Source organism: Microlunatus soli, assembly GCF_900105385.1.
GTDB lineage: Bacteria > Actinomycetota > Actinomycetes > Propionibacteriales > Propionibacteriaceae > Microlunatus > Microlunatus soli.
This window is the reverse complement of the sequence record NZ_LT629772.1, coordinates 1,925,262-1,944,652: the sequence shown is the minus strand read 5'-3', so window position 1 is coordinate 1,944,652 and position 19,391 is coordinate 1,925,262. Positions and strand designations below refer to the sequence as shown.

The 19,391-nt window shown below is 66.1% G+C and carries 21 protein-coding genes; 13 read left to right on the top strand and 8 right to left on the bottom strand.

Annotated elements, in window-relative coordinates; all coding sequences use genetic code 11:
* Positions 1-2 precede the first annotated feature (2 nt).
* From BLU38_RS09065 to BLU38_RS09050, 4 genes are read left to right on the top strand one after another with little or no spacing between them, the layout of a single operon-like run.
* Complete coding sequence (locus tag BLU38_RS09065) at positions 3-1,589, top strand: extracellular solute-binding protein (RefSeq protein WP_157683325.1); 1,587 nt, start codon at positions 3-5, stop codon at positions 1,587-1,589.
* A 3-nt stretch (positions 1,590-1,592) separates the two neighbouring features.
* Positions 1,593-2,567 (top strand): ABC transporter permease, encoded by a 975-nt coding sequence (locus BLU38_RS09060; RefSeq protein ID WP_091523239.1) that lies wholly within the window; start codon positions 1,593-1,595, stop codon positions 2,565-2,567.
* Positions 2,568-2,572: 5 nt separating this feature from the next.
* Positions 2,573-3,517: a carbohydrate ABC transporter permease gene (locus BLU38_RS09055; protein WP_091532177.1), complete on the top strand. Its 945-nt coding sequence runs from the start codon at positions 2,573-2,575 to the stop codon at positions 3,515-3,517.
* A gap of 2 nt (positions 3,518-3,519) precedes the next feature.
* Complete coding sequence (locus tag BLU38_RS09050; RefSeq protein WP_157683324.1) at positions 3,520-4,176, top strand: DUF624 domain-containing protein; 657 nt, start codon at positions 3,520-3,522, stop codon at positions 4,174-4,176.
* A 10-nt stretch (positions 4,177-4,186) separates the two neighbouring features.
* Here BLU38_RS09050 and BLU38_RS09045 read toward each other — a convergent pair whose 3' ends face one another.
* From BLU38_RS09045 to BLU38_RS09030, 4 genes are all read right to left on the bottom strand, one after another.
* Entirely contained in the window at positions 4,187-5,671 is a 1,485-nt protein-coding gene (locus tag BLU38_RS09045) for an ankyrin repeat domain-containing protein (protein ID WP_091523232.1), read from the bottom strand.
* Positions 5,672-5,673: 2 nt separating this feature from the next.
* A complete protein-coding gene (locus BLU38_RS09040; RefSeq protein WP_091523230.1) occupies positions 5,674-5,997 on the bottom strand; it encodes an ArsR/SmtB family transcription factor in 324 nt (107 codons plus the stop codon).
* Positions 5,998-6,456: 459 nt separating this feature from the next.
* Positions 6,457-6,798, bottom strand: a complete 342-nt coding sequence (locus BLU38_RS09035) for a hypothetical protein (RefSeq protein ID WP_091523227.1) — start codon at positions 6,796-6,798, stop codon at positions 6,457-6,459.
* A 40-nt stretch (positions 6,799-6,838) separates the two neighbouring features.
* Positions 6,839-8,287 (bottom strand): glycine hydroxymethyltransferase, encoded by a 1,449-nt coding sequence (locus BLU38_RS09030; RefSeq protein ID WP_231920249.1) that lies wholly within the window; start codon positions 8,285-8,287, stop codon positions 6,839-6,841.
* 104 nt (positions 8,288-8,391) lie between these two features.
* Here BLU38_RS09030 and BLU38_RS09025 point away from each other — a divergent pair, with 104 nt between their 5' ends.
* The 7 genes from BLU38_RS09025 to BLU38_RS08995 all read left to right on the top strand — a co-directional run bounded on the left by BLU38_RS09025 (position 8,392) and on the right by BLU38_RS08995 (position 12,976).
* On the top strand, positions 8,392-8,757 hold the full coding sequence (locus BLU38_RS09025; protein ID WP_091523223.1) for an SdpI family protein: 366 nt from the start codon (positions 8,392-8,394) through the stop codon (positions 8,755-8,757).
* Between the two features lie 260 nt (positions 8,758-9,017).
* A complete protein-coding gene (locus BLU38_RS09020) occupies positions 9,018-10,115 on the top strand; it encodes a fatty acid desaturase family protein (protein WP_231920248.1) in 1,098 nt (365 codons plus the stop codon).
* Positions 10,116-10,205: 90 nt separating this feature from the next.
* Positions 10,206-10,409 carry a cold-shock protein gene (locus BLU38_RS09015; protein ID WP_091532173.1) on the top strand — a complete coding sequence of 68 codons (204 nt, stop codon included), beginning with the start codon at positions 10,206-10,208 and terminating at the stop codon, positions 10,407-10,409.
* Between the two features lie 117 nt (positions 10,410-10,526).
* Positions 10,527-11,732: a molybdopterin-dependent oxidoreductase gene (locus tag BLU38_RS09010; protein WP_197680052.1), complete on the top strand. Its 1,206-nt coding sequence runs from the start codon at positions 10,527-10,529 to the stop codon at positions 11,730-11,732.
* The gene (locus BLU38_RS09005) at positions 11,729-12,262 is read left to right on the top strand and encodes a hypothetical protein (RefSeq protein ID WP_091523216.1); all 534 of its coding nucleotides are present in this window, start codon (positions 11,729-11,731) and stop codon (positions 12,260-12,262) included. The genes BLU38_RS09010 and BLU38_RS09005 overlap by 4 nt, the downstream gene beginning before the upstream one ends.
* A gap of 37 nt (positions 12,263-12,299) precedes the next feature.
* The gene (locus BLU38_RS09000; RefSeq protein ID WP_091523213.1) at positions 12,300-12,596 is read left to right on the top strand and encodes an ArsR/SmtB family transcription factor; all 297 of its coding nucleotides are present in this window, start codon (positions 12,300-12,302) and stop codon (positions 12,594-12,596) included.
* Positions 12,593-12,976 carry a VOC family protein gene (locus BLU38_RS08995; RefSeq protein WP_091523210.1) on the top strand — a complete coding sequence of 128 codons (384 nt, stop codon included), beginning with the start codon at positions 12,593-12,595 and terminating at the stop codon, positions 12,974-12,976. The genes BLU38_RS09000 and BLU38_RS08995 overlap by 4 nt, the downstream gene beginning before the upstream one ends.
* Positions 12,977-13,154: 178 nt before the next feature.
* On the opposite strand, the gene BLU38_RS08990 is transcribed toward BLU38_RS08995, so the two are convergent.
* The 4 genes from BLU38_RS08990 to BLU38_RS08975 all read right to left on the bottom strand — a co-directional run bounded on the left by BLU38_RS08990 (position 13,155) and on the right by BLU38_RS08975 (position 16,816).
* A complete protein-coding gene (locus tag BLU38_RS08990; RefSeq protein WP_091523206.1) occupies positions 13,155-13,940 on the bottom strand; it encodes a nucleotidyltransferase domain-containing protein in 786 nt (261 codons plus the stop codon).
* A gap of 14 nt (positions 13,941-13,954) precedes the next feature.
* On the bottom strand, positions 13,955-14,896 hold the full coding sequence (rlmB, locus tag BLU38_RS08985; protein ID WP_091532171.1) for a 23S rRNA (guanosine(2251)-2'-O)-methyltransferase RlmB: 942 nt from the start codon (positions 14,894-14,896) through the stop codon (positions 13,955-13,957).
* A gap of 21 nt (positions 14,897-14,917) precedes the next feature.
* On the bottom strand, positions 14,918-16,324 hold the full coding sequence (cysS, locus tag BLU38_RS08980; RefSeq protein ID WP_091523203.1) for a cysteine--tRNA ligase: 1,407 nt from the start codon (positions 16,322-16,324) through the stop codon (positions 14,918-14,920).
* A gap of 66 nt (positions 16,325-16,390) precedes the next feature.
* Positions 16,391-16,816, bottom strand: coding sequence for a MarR family winged helix-turn-helix transcriptional regulator (locus BLU38_RS08975; RefSeq protein WP_091523199.1), 426 nt, complete (start codon positions 16,814-16,816; stop codon positions 16,391-16,393).
* A 106-nt stretch (positions 16,817-16,922) separates the two neighbouring features.
* On the opposite strand from BLU38_RS08975, the gene BLU38_RS08970 reads away from it, so the two are divergent.
* A complete protein-coding gene (locus tag BLU38_RS08970) occupies positions 16,923-18,068 on the top strand; it encodes an acyl-CoA dehydrogenase family protein (RefSeq protein ID WP_091523196.1) in 1,146 nt (381 codons plus the stop codon).
* Between the two features lie 115 nt (positions 18,069-18,183).
* A complete protein-coding gene (locus BLU38_RS08965) occupies positions 18,184-19,374 on the top strand; it encodes an ROK family transcriptional regulator (RefSeq protein WP_091523192.1) in 1,191 nt (396 codons plus the stop codon).
* Positions 19,375-19,391 lie beyond the last annotated feature (17 nt).

Genomic DNA, 19,391 nt, shown 5'->3' with positions numbered 1-19,391 from the left:
TCGTGTTGGCGGCTGCCGGCTGCGCCGGCGGCTCCCAGGACGACCCGCAGACCAAGATCGACGAGCCCGACCCGAACATCAACACGACCGGGATGCCGATCGCGAAGGAACCGGTGACGATCAGCTTCATGTCCGGCCGGCCGAGCCAGACCGCCGATGACTGGAACACGGTCGCAGCGATGAAGAAGATGGAGAAACAGTCCGGTGTCCACATCGACTGGGGGCTGGTGCCGTCGGAGGGTGCGACAGAGAAGCGCAACCTCTCGCTGGCCAGCGGTGACTATCCGGAGGTGATCTACCGGACCGGGCTCGGTGCGGTCGACCTCGCCAAATACGGCGAGCAGGGCACGCTGATCCCGCTGAACACCCTGATCGACAAGTACATGCCCAATCTCAAGGCGATCCTGGCCGAGAATCCCGACATCAAACGCGGCATGACCTTCCCCGACGGCAAGATCTACGGCCTGCCGACGATCTACGATCCGGAGTTCGCCTCGCTGCAGATGCAGTACAAGCTGTGGGTGCGCAAGGACTGGCTGGCCAAGTTCGGGATGAAGACGCCGACCACGCTGGACGAGTACGCCGCCTATCTGAAGGCGGTGAAGACCAAGGACCCGAACGGCAACGGCAAAGCCGACGAGATCCCGCTCACCGACGGTGGTGAGGGCGGCACGCTCTACCAGATGTTGCGCAGCAGCTTCGGCGTCGGCAATCGCGGCACCTCCTCGGGCTACCTGGACGCGCAACCCGATGACCCGACAACGGTGCGCTTCTATCCTGCCAGCGACGGCTATCGCGACCTGATGGGATACCTGCACAAGCTCTACGCCGACGGGTTGATCCAGAAGGACGTCTTCACCAACGACGCCGGCAAGTTCAACAACCTCGGGTCACAGGATCTGATCGGCAGCGCCGCCACCCAGTCGCCGGCAGCGTTCTTCGGCAAGGTCGGCAAGAACTACGTCGCGCTGCCGCCGTTGAAGAAGACCGCGAGCGATCCGGTGCCGGAGTGGAACGCCGAGGGCTCCGGGCTGCGCGGAATGGGCCAGTTCGTGATCACCGACAAGGCCGAACACCCGGTCGCCGCGGCTCGCTGGATGGACTATTTCTACGGCGACGAGGGCGCCAAGCTGTTCTTCCTGGGGATCGAGGGCACGACGTATCAGAAGTCCGGGACCGACTACGAGTTCCTTCCCCAGATCGCCGACAACCCCGACGGGCTGACCGTCGACGAAGCGCTGAAGCCGTACGTGATCTACCTCGGCGGCAGCTATCCCGGGATCGTCCGGGAGAGCTACTTCAAGGGCACCGAGGGCAGTGCGCAGGCGGTGGAGGGCACCAAGCAGGTTGCTGACCATGGGATCGACGAGGTCTGGCCGGGCTTCACCTACGGCAGCGACGAGGCGACGGAGTTGGACACCATCTCTGCCGACGTGGACAAGTTCACCGACGAGAGCAGGTCGGCGTTCATCTCCGGTAAGAAACCGCTGTCGGACTGGGATGACTACGTCGCGAAGTTCGATCAGATGGGGATGAAGCGATACCTGGAGATCCAGCAGGCGGCGCTCGATCGCTATCGGAAGAAGTAGTCGATGACGGCACTGACCGGGACCGATGCGCCGAAGGTCGATTCCGAGGTCCCGGCGGCCGACGCCGGGACCCGCCGTCGGCGTCGACTGCGCCGACTGCGCGGGAGTTGGCAGCTCTATCTGCTGGCCGCGCCGGCGCTGCTGTTCTTCCTGATCTTCAACTACGTGCCGATGTACGGCGTGCAGATCGCGTTCAAGGATTTCGTTGCCCGGCAAGGGATCCTGGGCAGCGAATGGGTGGGGCTGAAGCATTTCGAGCGCTTCTTCAACTCGTTCTATTTCTGGCGGCTGCTGCGCAACACGCTGCTGCTCGGGCTCTACCAGATCGTGCTGTTCCCGTTGCCGATCATCCTGGCGTTGTCGATCAACGAGGTGAAGAACCGGCTCTTCAAGCGGTTCACCCAGACCTTGACCTATGCGCCGCACTTCGTGTCGATGGTTGTTGTGGTCGGGATGCTGTTCGCCTTCCTCGACCCGCGTTCAGGACTGATCAACCATGCCATCGGACTGGTCGGCATCGAGCCCATCCAGTTCATGCAGGACCCGGCATGGTTTCGGCACCTCTACATCTGGTCCGGCGTCTGGCAGAGTCTCGGCTGGGGCACGATCATCTTCCTGGCAGCGCTGGCCGGTGTGAATCCGGAGCTGCATGACGCGGCGCAGGTCGATGGCGCCGGCCGGTTGCAACGCATCGTGCACGTCAACCTGCCGGCGATCATGCCGACGGTGGTGGTGTTGTTCATCCTCGAGTTCGGCCACTTCATGTCGGTCGGCTTCGAGAAGGTGCTGCTGATGAACAACTCGCTGAACGCGTCCACCTCCGACGTCATCCAGACCTTCGTCTACCAGTCGGGCCTGTTGGAAGGTCAGTACAGCTACGCTGCCGCGATCGGGCTGTTCGACTCGGTGATCAACATCGCACTGTTGATCACGGTCAACTACATCTCCCGGCGCTACACCGAATCGAGCCTGTGGTGACGATCATGGACAAGCCGGCGGCGACCGACACCGACGACGAACCGACCAGGGATCGACCGACCCGACGCCAACCGGGTGATCGAGGCTTCGATCTGGCCAACACGATCTTCCTGGTGTTGATCGTGATCGCCATCGGCTATCCGTTGGTCTTCGTCGCCGTCGCATCGATCAGCGATCCGAAGGCCGTCGAGTCCGGTCGGGTGTGGTTGTGGCCGGTGGATATCACACTGGACGGCTATCGTCGGGTGTTCGCCGAAACGGCGATCTGGCGCGGTTACCTGAACACGATCCTCTACACCGTGGTCGGTGTCGCGGTACATCTCTTCATCACCCTGCCGTGCGCCTACGCCTTGTCCCGCAAGGAATTCGTCGGTCGTCGGGTAGTGACCTGGTACGTGCTGTTCACGATGCTGTTCTCCGGCGGATTGATCCCGACCTATCTGGTCGTCAAACAGCTCGGACTGTTGGACACGCTGTGGGCGGTCGTGCTGCCCGGCGCCACCGGGGCCTGGGCGATCCTGGTCGGTCGGGCGTTCTTCAAGCAGACCGTCCCCGATGAACTGACCGAGTCCGCGCGGATGGACGGGGCAGGTGATCTGCAGATCTTCCTGCGGATCGCGATCCCGCTGTCGGCGCCGGTCGTCGCCGCACTCGGGCTGTTCCACGGTGTGGGTCTGTGGAATGAATACTTCAAGGCGTTGATCTACCTCTCCGACCGGGACAAGTACCCGCTGCAGCTGATCCTGCGGGAGATCCTGGTGGTCAATCAGGACGCCAGCCAGGGTGGCGGCGAGGCCGGCTCGGCGGAGTCGATCGCCGACCAGCTGCGACTGGCTTCCTTGATCAAATACGCGGTGATGATCGTGGCGTCGCTGCCGTTGTTGGTGATCTATCCGTTCCTGCAACGGTTCTTCGTCCAGGGCGTGCTGATCGGCTCGGTGAAGGAGTAGCCGTGGGCCCTTCGCTGCACCGGCTCGACGGACCGTTGGCCGGACTGGATCGACTGCTGACCTGGATCGTCCGACTGGTCTGGCTCAACCTGTGCTGGACCGGGCTGACGCTGCTCGGTGGCGTGCTGCTCGGGGTCGGGCCGGCCGCCGTCGCCGCCCATGTCGTGGTCACGCGGTGGCTGCAGGGCGACACCGATCTCCCGATCGGCCGGACGATGGCCCGCGAGTGGCGCAGGCACTTCCGCAGGGCCGCACCTACGGGCCTGTTGACGGTGCTGCTGATCGTCTCGTTGGTGACGAGCTGGCGGATCGCCGGCCAACAGTCGCCGGTCGTCGGTGGGGTCGGCCGGGCGCTCAGCACGGTCGGCCTGGTGCTGATGGTTGTGTTGCTTCCGCATCTGACCTGGGTGCTGGAACGCTCCCGACTGTCGGTCAGCCGTACGTTGTTGGCGGCGCTCGCCGCCGGCCTCGGTCGACCGTTGTTGACCCTGGCCCTGCTGGTGATCGGCGTCGGATGGCCGTCGGCCCTGACGCTTGCCGGCTGGCCCGGACTGTTGCCGGTCTGTGGGGTCTGCATTCCAGTCCTGGGCGCGGCCTGGTGTGTCGAGCGGGTGTTTCCGTCGTCCCGAGGTCAAACCGGGCCCGCTCGACCCGGCTGAGTCGCAGCGATCAGGATGAGGTGGCGCTCCGGGCACCGTGCGCCACGAGCAAGGCGGCGATCTCGTCGCGTACGGAGTCGTCACCGAGCCAGCGCAGACAGTCCAACGGGAGGTCGCCGCTTCCGGTCCGCGCGTTCGGGTCGGCTCCGCGTTCGAGCAGTAGTCGCGCAGTCTCGACGTGACCGTTGGCGATCGCCGCGGACAACGGCGTCGGCCATCCGACAGCGCGATCAACGGTCTCCGGCACCTCGTCGAGGAATCCGCCGACCATGGCGGACAGCCCGAGCTTCGCCGCATCCGGCGCATTGATCCGGGCGCCACGAGCTAGTAGCAGTCGGACGGCATCGAGCCGGCCGAGTTCGTGAGCCCACAGCACGGGCGACGATCCGTGAACATGATCACGGCGATCAAGATCGGCGTGTCCGTCGATCAACGTCTCGATGCACGCCAGGTGCCCGCCGCCGGCGGCGTGGTGCAGCGCGGTCGCTCCGGTGTCGTCGAGGGTGTCGACGTCGACTCCAGCCGCTAGCAGGATGCCGACGGCGTCATGATCGCCTTCGCGCGCGAAGCGATGCAGCAGGAGTCCTGCCTGGTGAGTATCCACCTTCTGCAGCAGGGACTGCGCGACATCTGATGTTCCTACGGCTGCTGCGGCTGCAAGCCCATCGATCGGGCCGGGACCGATCCGCATCGTCGGCCGAGCCTGTACGAACGTCCACCGCTGTCCCTCCGGATCCTCGGCCCGATACTGGGTCGAACCGTGCGTCCGGATCTCGGAGATGATCTTCGCTCCGCCATGCCTCGCGTGCCGGAAGTGTTGATCAAGATCATCGACATGCACCCACACCTCCGAGCCGGGTGCAGCGGACAGATCAAGATCATCCTGACCGAACAGCAGGACCAGTCCGTTGCCGACGTGGAACTCGATCCAAGATGGATGTTCTCCGGGTTCCGGCGCACGGTCGACATCCCAGTCGCCGAGCTGGAACACCCTGCGCAGCCAACGCGCCATGCCTGCAGGATCCTTGTAGTGCAAGGCGATTCCCAGCCGGTCGATCTCCCGTGGTGTTCGGGGCGCGGTGTCGCGGCGGCGCGTCCAGGCGTCGTAGGTCCGCAGCATGTTCGCCCAGCCGAAACCTGCCTGTTCCGGATCGGCGGTTGGCAGCAAGAACTGTCGGACGCTGACCCGGGTGCCTCCCTCCACACCGGCGAAGTCGATCTCCACTCCGGTCACGTCGCCTTCGAGTGCGAGTCGTCGCCCGGGCTCCCAGACGGTGACTCGTTCGCGTGCAGACACGTCGCCGGACGTCTCGTCGTACACCTCCAGCACCCGACCGCCGACCCCGGGCTCCATCCGGAGCTCGACCAGTCGGGAGGAGTCGTAGTGGTTGATCGGTCCACGTACCCACCACAGATCGATCTCGGTGGTGAAGATCTCGAAGGCGACGTCCGGTGTGACCGGGACCTCCACCTGTGCCGAAGCTTCCATCCTCATGATCAACTCTTCCGTTGTTCGACGTGGCGCTTGAAGGAGGCCAACTGCTCGTTCCAGTGCGCCTGCACCTGGTCGAGCCATGCCTGAGTTGCTGCGAGTTCTTCCGGTCGGAGCCGGAAGATCCGTACCCGTGCGTCGTCGCCGCGTTCATCGGAGATCACGCCGGCCCGCAGCAGCACCCGGAGATGCCGGCTCATCACCGGGGCCGAGATCCCGATCCGGGCAGCCAGCTCGCCGGCCCGATGCGGCCGCTCGCCGAGCAACTCCACCACCCGCAACCGCGTCGGATCCGACAGCGCGGCGAAGAACTCAGCTTGTTTCGCCATGGCGCAATAGTTATGGATTACGCTAACTAAAGTCAAGAGGTCGCTCCCGAGAGATAGCGCCCTACGAACGCGCCGACTACGGGCGATATGGCAGTGCGTGGTGGGGAATCGCCCCTGGATGAGCTGAGTGGAGGGTGATTCGGTAACGCGTGCTGGCATCCGACCCGAGGTGGTTGCCGTGTCGAGCCGGTCGGCGCACGGGGCCTCCGGCCGCGTCGCCTCCGGGCAGGTGGCAATACGTGATGCGATATCGCCCCTGGTCGAGTCGGTTCAGGGCGATTCGGCAACATGTGGTGGCATCCGACCCCGAGGTGTGGCCCCTGGCGCGGACGTATCGCGGCAGGCGGGCCGTGCGGGGGCGGTCGATGAGGGTGCCGGAGCCGGCCGTGCGCATCCTGATCTTGCTCGGTCTGTCGGGCCGATACAGGTCGGCCACGCGGGCGCCGTAGGAAAAGGCGGCTACTTCAGGTTCTGCAGCGGGTAGCCGTTGCGCTTGCAGCCGTCGATGATCAACTTCTTGGTCCTGGGCGAGATCGCGTCCGGGTTCTCGGCGGTGAGCAGATCGATGGAGGCATTCAGCCAGCGCTTGGTCTGCTTGGAAGGATGAGCCCGGTCGCGGACCTCGCGCAGGGTCGACACCGCGACCCGATTGGCGACCGAGCCGCTGGCCATCGTGGCATCGATGGCCGGGCAGCCGATCTTGTAGGCGTCGGCGGTGGTCACGCTGGTCTGCGAGCATCCGGCGAGCCCGACCAGTGCGGTCACTGCCGCCGACACCGACGCGATCTTCATCCCGAGCACGCCCGCCAGTGTAGGTGTGCTCGGGCGACGATCCTGCCTCTCAGAGCTCCAAGCCGGGGTAGAGCGGGTGATTGCCCAGCAATTCTTCAGCGGCGTTGTGGGTGCTCTCAGCAACGCCGTCGGCGATCGTGTATTTCGCCTTGCCCGGAGCTCCGGACTTGGTCGTCGACGCGGTGGTCTTGTCCAGCACTCCGGTGATCAACTCCGCGACCTTGTCGAAGTCGTCGGCGCCGAAGCCACGCGAGGTCAGAGCCGGTGTGCCGAGCCGCACCCCCGAGGTGTACCAGGCGCCGTTCGGGTCATTCGGAACCGCATTGCGATTTGTCACGATGCCGGAGTCCAACAGCGCCGACTCGGCTTGCCGGCCGGTCAGCCCGTACCCGGAAACGTCGAGCAGCACGATGTGGTTGTCGGTGCCGCCGGTGACCAACGTGGCGCCCCGCTTGAGGAAGCCGTCGGCCAACGCCTTGGCGTTGTCTGCGACATTCTGGGCGTAGGTCCGGAACTCCGGCTGCCGGGCCTCGGCCAGGGCGACGGCTTTGGCCGCCATCACGTGCGACAGCGGGCCACCGAGCACCATCGGGCAGCCGCGGTCGACGTCGGCGGCGAACTCCTCCTTCGCCAGCACCAGCCCACCGCGCGGACCGCGCAACGACTTGTGCGTGGTGGTGGTGACGATGTCGGCGTGCGGCACCGGGTCCTCGTCGCCGGTGAACACCTTGCCTGCGACCAGACCGGCGAAGTGGGCCATGTCGACCATCAGGGTGGCGCCGACCTCGTGGGCGATCTCGGCCATCTTGGCGAAGTTGATCCGGCGCGGGTAGGCCGAATAGCCCGCGATCAACACCGCCGGCTTGAATTCGCGGGCGGTCCGGGCGACCTGGTCGTAGTCCAGCAGCTGGGTCTCGGGATCGGTGCCGTAGGACCGTTGGTGGAACATCTTGCCCGAGATGTTCGGCCGGAAGCCGTGGGTCAGGTGGCCACCGGCGTCCAGCGACATGCCCAACGCCCGCTGCTCGCCGAAGCGCTTGCGCAGCGTCTCCCAGTCCTGCTCGGACAGATCGTTGACCTGGCGTACGCCGTACTCGGCCAGCGCCGGCGTCTCGACCCGGTGCGCCAGGATCGACCAGAACGCGACCAGGTTGGCGTCGATCCCGGAGTGCGGCTGGGCGTAGGCGTACTCGGCGCCGAACAGTTCGCGAGCATGCTCGGCCGCCACCGACTCGACCGTGTCGACGTTCTGGCAACCGGCGTAGAAGCGGTGCCCGATGGTGCCCTCGGCGTACTTGTCGCTGAGCCAGTTGCCCATCGTCATCAGGACCGCCGGCGAGGCGTAGTTCTCCGAGGCGATCAACTTCAACGAATCTCGCTGGTCGGCGAGCTCGGACCGGATCGCGCCGGCGATCCGCGGCTCGACGGTCTCGATCACCGAGAGGGCGGCCCGGTAGGACTCCGAGGCCTTGGCTGCTACGTCGACGGATTCGGACACGACTGGACTCCAAGCTGTGTTCGGTGAGGAGCTGACGGGAGCCAAATCTATCGGCCCGACCGCACGGTTAAGGTAGCGGGCGTGGTGCATGAGATCGGCAACAGATGACGGGCCCGGGTATCGGCCCGGCGATCTTCACCGCGGTCCTGCTCGCCGTGGCGATGGTCGGACTGGTGGCGATCAGCCGCCTGCTCGGCAACGGAACGATCGGGCAGGGCGCGATGATCGGGTTCCGGCTGCCGCCGCTGCTGCGCTCCGACGAGGCGTGGCTGCGCGGACATCGAGCGGCCGTACTGCCGATGACGGTGGCCGGCGCGATCGGGATCCTGGCGCTGATCGCTTCAGTGCTGCTGTCCGGCACGGTGTTGCCCTACCTGGTCGCGCTCGGCACGGCCATCGTGGCGCTGGTCGCCGGCATCGTCGTCGCGACCGTACGGGCGGTGCGGGCCGCCGCCGAGGTTAATTCCTGATCAAGTCCTGTCGGGAGCGGGATCAGGACCGATCGGCCTCCCGGTCAGGTCGGGTGGGCGTCGGCGCGGCCCGATCAGCTTCTGAGCAGGCCTTTTGCTTCCTGAGCGGGGCCGCCGGTGCCGGATCAGGATTCGGCACCAGATGCCGACGAGAGTCGTGGAATCGCCGTCGGAGCCAGTAGGCTGATTGTCAGAAAGCCCACGATATAGCGCTCACGAGTGCCGAGGACTGGGAGACCTGACGATCCCGGAGGCACATCGTGACCCAGCTGCATATTGCTGACGCTGCGCGAAAACGTCTGGCAGGGCACAAGCTCACCAGCAGCTACAGCGAGCTGTCCCGACGGGTCCGCGAGGGTGGGCTGCTGCAGCGCAGCCGACGGTTCTACTTCCTGGTGTTCGGGATGTTGGTGATCGCACTCTGCGGCGCGACCACCGGGTTCCTGCTGCTCGGCCACTCCTGGCTGCAGCTGCTGATCGCCGGCGCGCTCGGTGTGATCTTCACCCAGTTCGCCTTCCTGGCCCATGAGGCTGCTCATCGGCAGATCTTCGCGACCAACAGCACCAACGATCGCGCCGGGCGGATCATCGGCACGGCCTTCGTCGGGATCAGCTACTCCTGGTGGATGAACAAGCACAGCCGCCACCACGGCAACCCGAACCGGATCGGCAAGGACCCCGACATCGAGGGAGAGGCGCTGGCGTTCTATCCCGAGAAAGCCGAGAACCACAAGGGAATCCGGGCCTTCATCGCTCGCAAGCAGGGCTACCTGTTCTTCCCGATGTTGATGTTGGAAGGCCTCAACCTGCACTACGCCTCGGTCAAGTCGCTGGTCACCAAGGCCAAGGGCGACAAGCCGACCAAGGGACGCTGGCTGGAGCTGGGCATGCTCGGCGGCCGTTTCGCCCTCTATCTGACCGCGGTGTTCTGGGTGCTCCCGTTGGGCATGGCGTTCGCCTTCCTCGGCGTGCAACTGGCGATCTTCGGGCTCTACATGGGCAGTTCGTTCGCACCGAACCACAAGGGCATGCCGATCATCCCGGCAACGGTGAAGCTCGACTTCTTCAGTCGCCAGGTGCGCACCTCGCGCAACATCGCCGGTCGGTTCTGGCCGACCGTGCTGATGGGCGGCCTGAACTATCAGATCGAGCATCATCTGTTCCCGTCGATGCCGCGACCGCACCTGGCCAAGGCCCGGCTGCTGGTTCGCCAACACTGTCGCGAACAGAACATCCCTTACGCCGAGGTGTCGCTGGGTAGTTCGTATGCGACGGTGGTGCGATACCTTAACCAGGTCGGCTTGGCCGCGCGGGATCCATTCGCGTGTCCGGTCGCCGCCCAGTTGGGCCGGGACTGAGAGCCGGCACCCGCAGGCTTGGCGTGCATCGGTTGTGCGCCGGGACCCGGGTCGAATCGCGACCCGGGGAGCAACACAGAAGGAATGAACATGGCAACAGGAACCGTCAAGTGGTTCAACTCCGAAAAGGGCTACGGCTTCATCACTCCCGATGACGGGAGCAAGGACGTCTTCGCCCACTTCTCCGAGATCGCCGGTACCGGCTTCCGGTCGTTGGAGGACAATCAGCAGGTGGAGTTCGAGATCACCGAGGGTCCCAAGGGCCTGCAGGCCTCGAACATCCGCGCTCTCTGAGCCATCACCAGCTGCCGGGTGGGTCCGTCCTTCGGGGCGGGCCCACTCGCTGGTTGTAATCGTCGGTAACCGCCGGAGGCGGTCTCCGACGTCTGTCGGCGGGGTAGAAACGGTTGCGTGCCTCGCCGAATCCCTGACTGGATCGTTCGCCCCGCGCAGTACGCCGATGGTCGCGTGCCGCGGCCGGATGATCTTGCTTCGGCCGCGCATTCAACGGCCCTCGTCGCCCGACTGGGGCGACTGCTCGGCATCGCCTTTGCGATCTGCTTCCTGACCGGGCTGCTGAGCTGGAACGCCAAGCGGCCGGACGGTTGGCTGCTGCTCGCTGCGCCGAGTTGGGGTTACCGGGTGAGTCAGGGTGTGCATGTGGCCGCCGGACTCTGCTGCCTGCCGCTGCTGATGGCCAAGGTCTACAGCGCCTATCCGCTGTTCTTCGCTCGCCCCGGATCGGCACCGGCCGGACCCCGCCGGATATCCGCCGTCGTCGGGTTCCTCGGCGAGAAGGGGCTGACCGCGATCCTGGTCGGTGCCGGGATCATGCAGGTCAGCACCGGCCTGTTCAACATCTTCCAGTGGTACGCCTTCGGCTTCGACTTCGTCTCGATCCACTTCGCCTTGGCCTGGATCTCGATCGGCGCGATCGTGATCCATGTCGCGATCAAGTTGCCCAAGATCAAACAGACGTTGCGACGTCGAGGGCCGGCGTCCGACATCGATTCGGATGCCACCGGGGAGCGACCCCGGCGGAGCTTCCTGTTCGCAGCGGTCGGGGCGGCAATCGGGCTGACCGCGCTGACGGTCGGCCAGTCCTTCACACCACTGGACCGCATCGCATTGCTGGCTCCACGGAGGCCTCGGAGTCGAAACCTGCAGGGGGTTCCGGTCAATCGGACGGCCGAGCAGGCCAGGGTCCTGGACCGGCTCGCGGACTGGCGGCTGACGCTCGTCGGCCCGGGCGGCAGCCGCACCATCGATCGAGAACAGCTCGCCGAGCTGCCCCAGGTCGAGGTGCGGTTGCCGATCGCCTGCGTCGAGGGCTGGAGCGTATCGGCGACCTGGTCGGGTGTCCGGGTCCGTGACCTGATCGGATTGATCAGCGCCGGAGGATCCGATGTACGGGTTACGTCGATGGAACGTGGTTCGGCCTATGCCGTCACTCGATTGCCGGCCGCCTTCGCCGACCATCCGGATACGGTGTTGGCGACCATGATCAACGGCGAGCCGCTGCATCCCGATCATGGTTACCCGGCCAGGATCATCGCGCCGAACCGCCCGGGGGAGCTGCAGACCAAGTGGGTCGAACGGCTCGAGGTGCTGCGATGAGTCCGGCGCGGCCCCGGACGTCGGACGAGTACGGCCGGCCGCAGCAGAGGCGCCGCGAACCCGACCGGGGCTCCGACTGGCTGTCCGGTGAACCGCTGTCCCGGCCGGCGACGGTACTGCAGGTGATCATGATCGTGCTCGGCCTGGCTTTGCTGCTGACCGGAATGGTGCTGTTCGTCACCGGCGTGCCGGGACCACAGGCCTTCCAATGGACACGCGCAATCGGCTGGGGGATCGCCGGGTTGATCATCAGCGACGTCGTGCTGTCGCCGGTGGCGATCGTGTTGGGTGTGTTGGTGCTGCGCCGGTTGCCGCCGGAGCAGCAGCCGGTGGCTCGAGCCGCCTTGTTCGGTCTGATCTGCCTGCTGATCGTCGTCCTGGTGATGGCCGGCGCCCGGGGGCATCAACAGAACCCGACCGCCGTACCCAATGATCCGTTGCCGGCTGCGGTGGTCGGCGTCGCGGTGATCATCTCCGTGCTGCTGGTCTGGGAGATCGTGCTACTGGTTCGTCGCCGCCGCCCGGCGTGATTGACATGCAAGCAGCGGCTTGCGTATCATCGTGGCCATGGAGGATGTCTTCCATGCCTTGTCCGCGCCGGCGCGGCGGCTGATCATCGATGAGCTGTGCGAACGGGACGGGCAGACCCTTTTCGAGTTGTGCGCCCGGTTGACCACCAAACATCAGGTCGGACTCAGTCGACAGGCGATCTCGCAGCATCTGGAGGTGCTCGAGCGCGCCGGATTGGTGCACAGCCGCCGAGAGGGGCGCTACAAGTATCACGATCTCGATCTCGGGCCGCTACGCAGTGCCGTCGGCGGGTGGCTCACCGATCAGCACCCTGACCAGAGGAAACGGACATGAAGATCTACGTCACGTCGGTGTTCGTCGACGACCAGTTGAAGGCGCTCGCCTTTTACACCGAGAAGCTCGGCTTCGTGGAGAAGGAGCGGATCCCGCTCGGTGGGGCCTTCTGGCTGACGGTCACCGGACCCGATCAACCCGACGGCCCGGAGCTTCTGCTGGAGCCGGACGGCCATCCGGCCGTCAAGCCCTACAAGGAAGCCCTGGTGAACGACGGGATTCCTGCTGCCTCGTTCGCGGTGGACGACGTGCACGCCGAATACGATCGGCTCACCGGCCTCGGCGTGAGCTTCACCCAACAGCCGACGGCGATGGGACCGGTCACCACCGCCGTGCTGGACGACACCTGCGGCAACCTGATCCAGATCGTCGCCCGCTGAGCGGGGCCTGAACAATTCGCTCTGCTGCGCGCCACGCTGCACGCACACGGGCTCGCCGCGCTCGCTCGACGGGCCCCGGCCCGGCTTCGCTCCCGCGGCTTGCCCGGGCACGCACATCGCGGCGCCCGCGACGAGCCAATTGCTCACCACCCTCCTGGGGGCATCCTGCAACCGGGGATCAGGCGTATTCGGCCGGAGCTCGGCCGGTGAACCAACCGAGCTCGTTGTCCCGGACGAAGGTGGACAGAGTCTCGTCCTCGGTCAACGGCCAGGCATGGAAGGACTCGAGCAGATCCCGGTAGCGGGTCCCGGTTGCGATGCCGGGATCGTCCAGGGCCGCACGCGCCGCTTCGGCATAGCCGACCGGGATACGGTCCAGCCCGGCCAGCGTCTGGTCAAGATACTTCTGCCCTTGGAACAGTGTCCGGTTCAACGCCAGCAGTGCCCGGCCACCCGCGCCGACCATGTGCACCGCGGCATGGTGGGACAAGTAGCTGTTGTGGTGCTCGGCGGCCTGCCGCAGGAAGTAACCGCCGTGCAACCGGAGTTGAGCGATGAACGACGCCATCCGCTGCTCCCAGACGTGATCGGGGAGCAGCGGCACGGCGGCGATCAACCCGGCCAATTCGTCGTCCCGCGACCAGAGCACCCGGGCGTGCAGCAACGACGCTCGCATCGGTTCGTCGCCGCACTCCGCCGCCCGGCGCAGGTAATCCGAGCTGGCGACCTTGATGTCGTAATACCCGCCCGGATAGGTGATGCCGTCGCGTTCGACGTAGCTGAGCCGATGACGTTTCCAGGCCGTGGCGAAGGCCTCCGGGGTGAGCACCAGGCACAGGTCGACGTCGGAGTCCGGACGTTCGGTGCCCGCGGCGACCGAGCCGTCCAGCACGATCCCGATCACCTCCGGGTCCTGGCTGGCGCGCTCGACGAAGACGTCGATGCTGTCCTGGTGGTGCTGCATGGTGGTGAAGCCCCTCAGTTACGGTGTCGAGCCACCTCGTACAGCGCGACGCTGGTGGCCACACCGGCATTCAGCGACTCCACGCTGGAGCGGATCGGGATCGAGGCGATCACGTCACAACTTTCCCGGACCAGCCGGGACAAGCCCTCGCCCTCGCTGCCGACGACCAGCACCAGCGGGTCGGTCGCCTGTGGCAGTTCGGCGATATCGGTGTCGCCGTCCCCATCCAGGCCGACGATGAACAGCCCCGCCTTGGCATAGCTCTGCAGGGTGCGGGTGAGATTGGTGGCTCGCGCGATCGGGATCCGGGCGGCGGCGCCGGCCGAGGTCTTCCAGGCTGCGGCTGTCATGCCGGCCGAGCGGCGTTCGGGGATCAGCACCCCGTTGGCGCCGAAGGCGGCCGCGGATCGGACGATCGCTCCGAGGTTGCGCGGATCGGTCACCTTGTCCAGAGCGACGAAGAGCGGCTTCGCTCCGGCCAGGTCCAGCAGGTCGTCGGGATGCTTGTAGTCGTAGCTGGGCAGCTGCAGCGCCACACCCTGGTGGACGGCACCGGAGGTCATCCGATCAAGATCGCCGCGGCTGGTCTGCAGCAGCGAGATGCCGCGATCGGCGGTGATCTTGAAGATGTCGCGCAACCGGTCGTCCCGTTCGGAACCCTCGGCCACATAGCCGGCATGGATCGGCAACTCGGCCTGGAGGGCTTCCAGTACGGGATTGCGGCCGATGATCCATTCCGGACCGGCTGCTCGCGGTCCGCCGGTACGACGGGGTCGGCCGTCGTCCTGGCGCTGCCGCTCCTGTTTGGCCTTGTACGCCTTGTGATAGGGACGGTCCTCGGCCTTGGGAGTCGGCCCCTTGCCTTCCAGCCCCCGTCGCACCCGGCCCCCGGATCCCGCGGCGTTCGACTTGCCCTTGCGCTTGATGGCGCCCTTGCGTTGACTGTTACCGGGCAAGATCAACAACCTTCCAGAACATCATCTGCTCAACCGCCACTTCGGGCCGTTGGGGGTGTCGGAGATCTCGACACCCAACTTGATCAAGGTGTCGCGGATACTGTCCGCGGCAGCGAAGTCCTTCCTGGCACGGGCATCCTCGCGCTGCTTCAGCAGCTCGCCGACCAGTCCGTCGACCACCGACGTCAGCGCCGCGTCCTCGGACCCGGAGTGCTGCCAGATCGGGTCATCGGCGGCCAGCCCGAGCACGCCGAGCATGCCTTGGACCTCCGCCAGCTTGTTGGCAACGGTGTCGCGGTCGCCGGCCTCGATCGCCGAATTTCCTTCCCTGACGGCGTTGTAGAGCACTGCCAAGGCGCCCGGCGTACCAAGATCATCATTCATCGCCGCGGTGAATGACTCCGGCAACACCGGAGCCGCGACACCGATCACGTCCCGTGCGCGGTCGACGAAGTTGTCGATCCGATCCAGCGACGCCGTTGCCTCGGCCAACGAGGTGTCGGCATACTCGATCGCCGAACGGTAGTGCGGAGCGAGCAGGTAGAACCGCACGGCGCGCGGTGGATAGAGGTTGGTCACCTCGCTGACCAGGGCGCCGTTGCCGAGCGACTTGCTCATCTTCTCCCCGGCTGCGGTCACCCAGGCGTTGTGCATCCAGAAGCGAGCGAACGGCCGCCCGGCAGCGGTGGACTGGGCCAGCTCGTTCTCGTGGTGCGGGAACCGCAGATCGATACCGCCACCGTGGATGTCGAACTCGTCGCCGAGGTACTTGCCGGCCATCGCCGAGCACTCCAGGTGCCAACCCGGTCGTCCCCGGCCCCACGGTGTGTCCCAGGAAGCGGTCTCGGGCTCGTCGGCCTTGTGCCCCTTCCAGAGCGCGAAGTCGCGGGGGTCGCGTTTGCCGCGCGGCTCGGAGTCCTCGGCCGGCTCCATGTCGTCGATCTTCTGCCGGGACAACGATCCGTAGTCCGGCCAGGACCGGACGTCGAAGTAGACGTCACCGGACCCGTCGGCCGCGGGATAGGCATGGCCCCGATCGATCAGGGTGGTGATCAATTCGATCATCTCGGGGATATGGCCGGTCGCCCGTGGCTCGTAGGTCGGCGGCAAGCAGCCGAGGGCGGCGTACGCGTCATGCAATTCGCGTTCGAATCGGTAGGCGTGTGCCCACCAGGCGACGCCGGCATCGGCGGACTTGGTCAGGATCTTGTCGTCGATGTCGGTGACGTTGGCGATCACCGTCACGTCATAGCCGAGCTGGGTCAACCAGCGCCGCAGCACGTCGAAGACGACCTCTTTGCGGATGTGTCCGACGTGTGGTGCCGATTGCACGGTCAGGCCGCAGTGATAGATCGACACCTGACCCGGGACCACGGTGTCGAGGTCCCGCACGGCTTGCGTGGCGGAGTCGTAGAGTCGAAAAGTCACACCGTCGAGTCTAGTGTTCCGACGGCTGAAGGGCATCCTCGACAGCCGCGGCGCCCTCGGGTGGGATCAGCGGTCGGACTCGACCAGTCCGGTCAGCAGATCGATCGCCTCGCGCAACGTCTTGCGTTCGTCCTCGGTGAGATCGCCGAGCCGAGGTGCCAGGAAGTTGCCGATCTCGTAGCGGATCGCCGAGAGCTTCGCCCGTCCGCTGGATGTTGCCGAGATCAACGAGACCCGGGCATCGTGCGGGTCGGAGTGCCGCTCGACCAGACCGGCTTCCTCCAACCGCTTGATGTGGTTGGTGATCGTCGGCTGGGAGCTGCGCTCGGCGACGGCCAGATCACTGATCTTCATCTGGCCGGCGTCGCGCAACCGGGAAAGGATCCGGGCAGCCGCAACACTGACCCCCGCCTGCTCGGCAGGCGCCCAGCGGACCACCCGTGCGGAGATGCTGATCAGGTCTTCACCCATCCGGTGGAGATCGTCGCTCATTACGCGAGGATATCCGGTCCGGTTAACCGTTGCCGATGATTCGGGCGATCGCGGTAACCTCTGCTGCACCAAATCATTCGGCCTGTTCGGTGAAGAGGGAGCAGTTATGCCCGTTGACCGGATGCTGCCCAGCAAGGAGGCAGCAGAGTTGGTCGGCCTGGTGGCCGAGATCGCCCGTGAAGAGCTGGCGCCGCGAGCGGCGCAGGCGGAAGCCGATGCTGTTTTTCCGCGTGACGCCTTCCGATTGCTCGGCCGGGCCGGGCTGATGGGGATGCCCTACCCGCAGCGGTGGGGTGGCCTGGAGCAGCCGTACGAGGTCTATCTGCAGGCGTTGGAAGAGGTTGCCATCGCCTGGATGGGCGTCGGGGTCGGCACGTCGGTGCACGTGATGACCTGCCTGGCGTTGATCAACTACGGCAGTGACGAACAGCGTGATCGCTTCCTGCCGGACATGTTCGGCGGTGAGCTGCTCGGGGCGTACGCGTTGTCCGAACCGCAGGCCGGCTCCGATGTGGCGGCGATGACGACCCGGGCCAAACGCAGTGATTCCGGCTACGAGTTGCACGGACAGAAGGCGTGGATCAGTCATGCCGGGCACGCCGACTACTACCTGACCTTCGCTCGCACCGGGACCGACCGCAACCACGGGGTGAGCTGTTTTCTGGTGCCGGCCGACACCGTCGGGATGACGTTCGGTGAGCCCGAGCGCAAGATGGGGTTGACCGCGTCGACCACCGCTGCGGTCTACTTCGACGGCGCGGAGGTCGGTGACGACCGGCTCATCGGTGCCGAAGGGCAGGGACTGCCGATCGCCCTGTCCGCCTTGGACTCGGGTCGACTCGGGATCGCCGCCGGCGCCACCGGGCTGGCCCAGGCGGCCCTGGACGCCGCCGCCGACTACGCCAGACAACGGGTGCAGTTCGGCCGGACGATCGCCGAGTTCCAGGGCCTGCAGTTCCTGCTCGCCGAGATGGCTGCGGCCGTCGACACCGCCCGTGCGGCCTACCTGATGGCGGCTCGTAAGGCCGATGCCGGCATGGCCTTCACGCGGGATGCGGCGGTGGCCAAACTGGTCGCAACCGACGCGGCGATGAAGGTGACCACCGACGCGGTCCAGGTGCTCGGCGGTTACGGCTACACCCGGGACTATCCGGTCGAGCGCTACATGCGCGAGGCGAAGGTGACCCAGATCTTCGAGGGCACCAATCAGATCCAGCGACTGGTGATCGCCCGACAGTTGCTCAAGGGCTGATCCTCCCGGATCGGATGGGCCGGGCTCGCCGGTCCGGGCGCCGTCGCGCCGTTGACAGCCGTCCGGTGCCGCCCTAAAGTTTCACGCAATAATTTCGTTCAGCGTGAGAGAAAATATGCCTCCTCCGCAGTCCCGATCGCTCAGCCGCAGTGCGGTGCTCACCGTGCTGATGTCCGGCCGCCAACTGGAGCGCAACCAGATCGTCGAACGGACCGGGCTCAGCAGGGCCACGGTGTTCCGCGCGGTCGACGAGCTGCGGAACCAGGGCTCGGTCCGCGATGTCACGCTGCCAGCGCCGGCCGGTCGTGGTCGGCCACCGGTCGGTGTTCAGCTGGTCAGCGATGCCGGACAGGTCTGCGGTGTTGATCTTGGTGGCACCAACTGCCGGTTCGTCGTAGCCGACCTGCTCGGCCGAGCGATTCGGGTCGACCGGCAGCGCACGCCGCGTGAACGGGCAGCGCCGGCGTTGGCGCGGTGGATCCTGGACCGGATCCGGCAGCTGTCCGACGGCACCGTACCGGCGGCGATCGCGGTCGGACTGCCCGGCGCGTTGTCCGGTGACGCCAGCCAGGTGTTCGGCTCCCAGAACCTCCCGCAGATCGTCGGCACCACGTTCATCTCGTCGTTGGTCGACGAGGCACCAGCTCCGGTCGTGGTCGAGAACGACTCCAATCTGGCACTCACCGGCGAGCTCCGATATGGCGCGCTGGCCCGGGAGGCGACGGTGTCGCTGGTGGCGATCGGGACCGGGCTCGGAACGGCGGCTGCGATCGGTGGATCGGTACTCCGGGCCGACGACGGCCGACTCGGCGAGTTCGGCCGACTGAACATGCCCGGTTCGAAACTCCGGCTACGCGATCTCGTCTCCGGGGCAGGCCTGATCCGATACGCCCAGGAATGCGGTGTCGATCTTGCCGATCCCCGTGAACTCTTCGCCGCTCCGGAACGCTATCCGGGCCTGCACCGTCAGGTGGTCGACGCGCTGGTTCATCTGGTCGCCATCGTCGCGCTCGCCTACGAACCGCGGTCGATCCTGCTGACCGGCGGGCTGACCCAGGGCTTCGACCGCGCCCTGATCAACAGAGTCGCCTCCGACGCCACCGAGATCGTCGGGGTGCCGATCGACCTCGCACACTCCTCCCTGGGCGACAACTCGGGCTTGTACGGCGCGATGGCCGCCGCGCTGAACCGCGCCTACACCGGCCTGGGTATCTCGTCGGCGGACCTGGGACGGGTCGAGGTGGATCGCGTTGCGGTCACCGACAGCGTGGCTGTGCTGAACCGGTCGGCGGCTGACGGCGGATGAGAGGTCCGGCGACGCAC

Excerpts from the sequence above, each read along its gene's own strand:
- BLU38_RS09060 (WP_091523239.1), top strand. The coding sequence starts at position 1,593 with ATGACGGCACTGACCGGGACCGATGCGCCGAAGGTCGATTCCGAGGTC.
- BLU38_RS09055 (WP_091532177.1), top strand. The coding sequence starts at position 2,573 with ATGGACAAGCCGGCGGCGACCGACACCGACGACGAACCGACCAGGGAT.
- BLU38_RS09045 (WP_091523232.1), bottom strand. The coding sequence starts at position 5,671 with ATGAGGATGGAAGCTTCGGCACAGGTGGAGGTCCCGGTCACACCGGAC.
- BLU38_RS09040 (WP_091523230.1), bottom strand. The coding sequence starts at position 5,997 with ATGGCGAAACAAGCTGAGTTCTTCGCCGCGCTGTCGGATCCGACGCGG.
- BLU38_RS09025 (WP_091523223.1), top strand. The coding sequence starts at position 8,392 with ATGACGGGCCCGGGTATCGGCCCGGCGATCTTCACCGCGGTCCTGCTC.
- BLU38_RS09015 (WP_091532173.1), top strand. The coding sequence starts at position 10,206 with ATGGCAACAGGAACCGTCAAGTGGTTCAACTCCGAAAAGGGCTACGGC.
- BLU38_RS09005 (WP_091523216.1), top strand. The coding sequence starts at position 11,729 with ATGAGTCCGGCGCGGCCCCGGACGTCGGACGAGTACGGCCGGCCGCAG.
- BLU38_RS09000 (WP_091523213.1), top strand. The coding sequence starts at position 12,300 with ATGGAGGATGTCTTCCATGCCTTGTCCGCGCCGGCGCGGCGGCTGATC.
- BLU38_RS08995 (WP_091523210.1), top strand. The coding sequence starts at position 12,593 with ATGAAGATCTACGTCACGTCGGTGTTCGTCGACGACCAGTTGAAGGCG.
- BLU38_RS08990 (WP_091523206.1), bottom strand. The coding sequence starts at position 13,940 with ATGCAGCACCACCAGGACAGCATCGACGTCTTCGTCGAGCGCGCCAGC.
- BLU38_RS08975 (WP_091523199.1), bottom strand. The coding sequence starts at position 16,816 with ATGAGCGACGATCTCCACCGGATGGGTGAAGACCTGATCAGCATCTCC.
- BLU38_RS08970 (WP_091523196.1), top strand. The coding sequence starts at position 16,923 with ATGCCCGTTGACCGGATGCTGCCCAGCAAGGAGGCAGCAGAGTTGGTC.
- BLU38_RS08965 (WP_091523192.1), top strand. The coding sequence starts at position 18,184 with ATGCCTCCTCCGCAGTCCCGATCGCTCAGCCGCAGTGCGGTGCTCACC.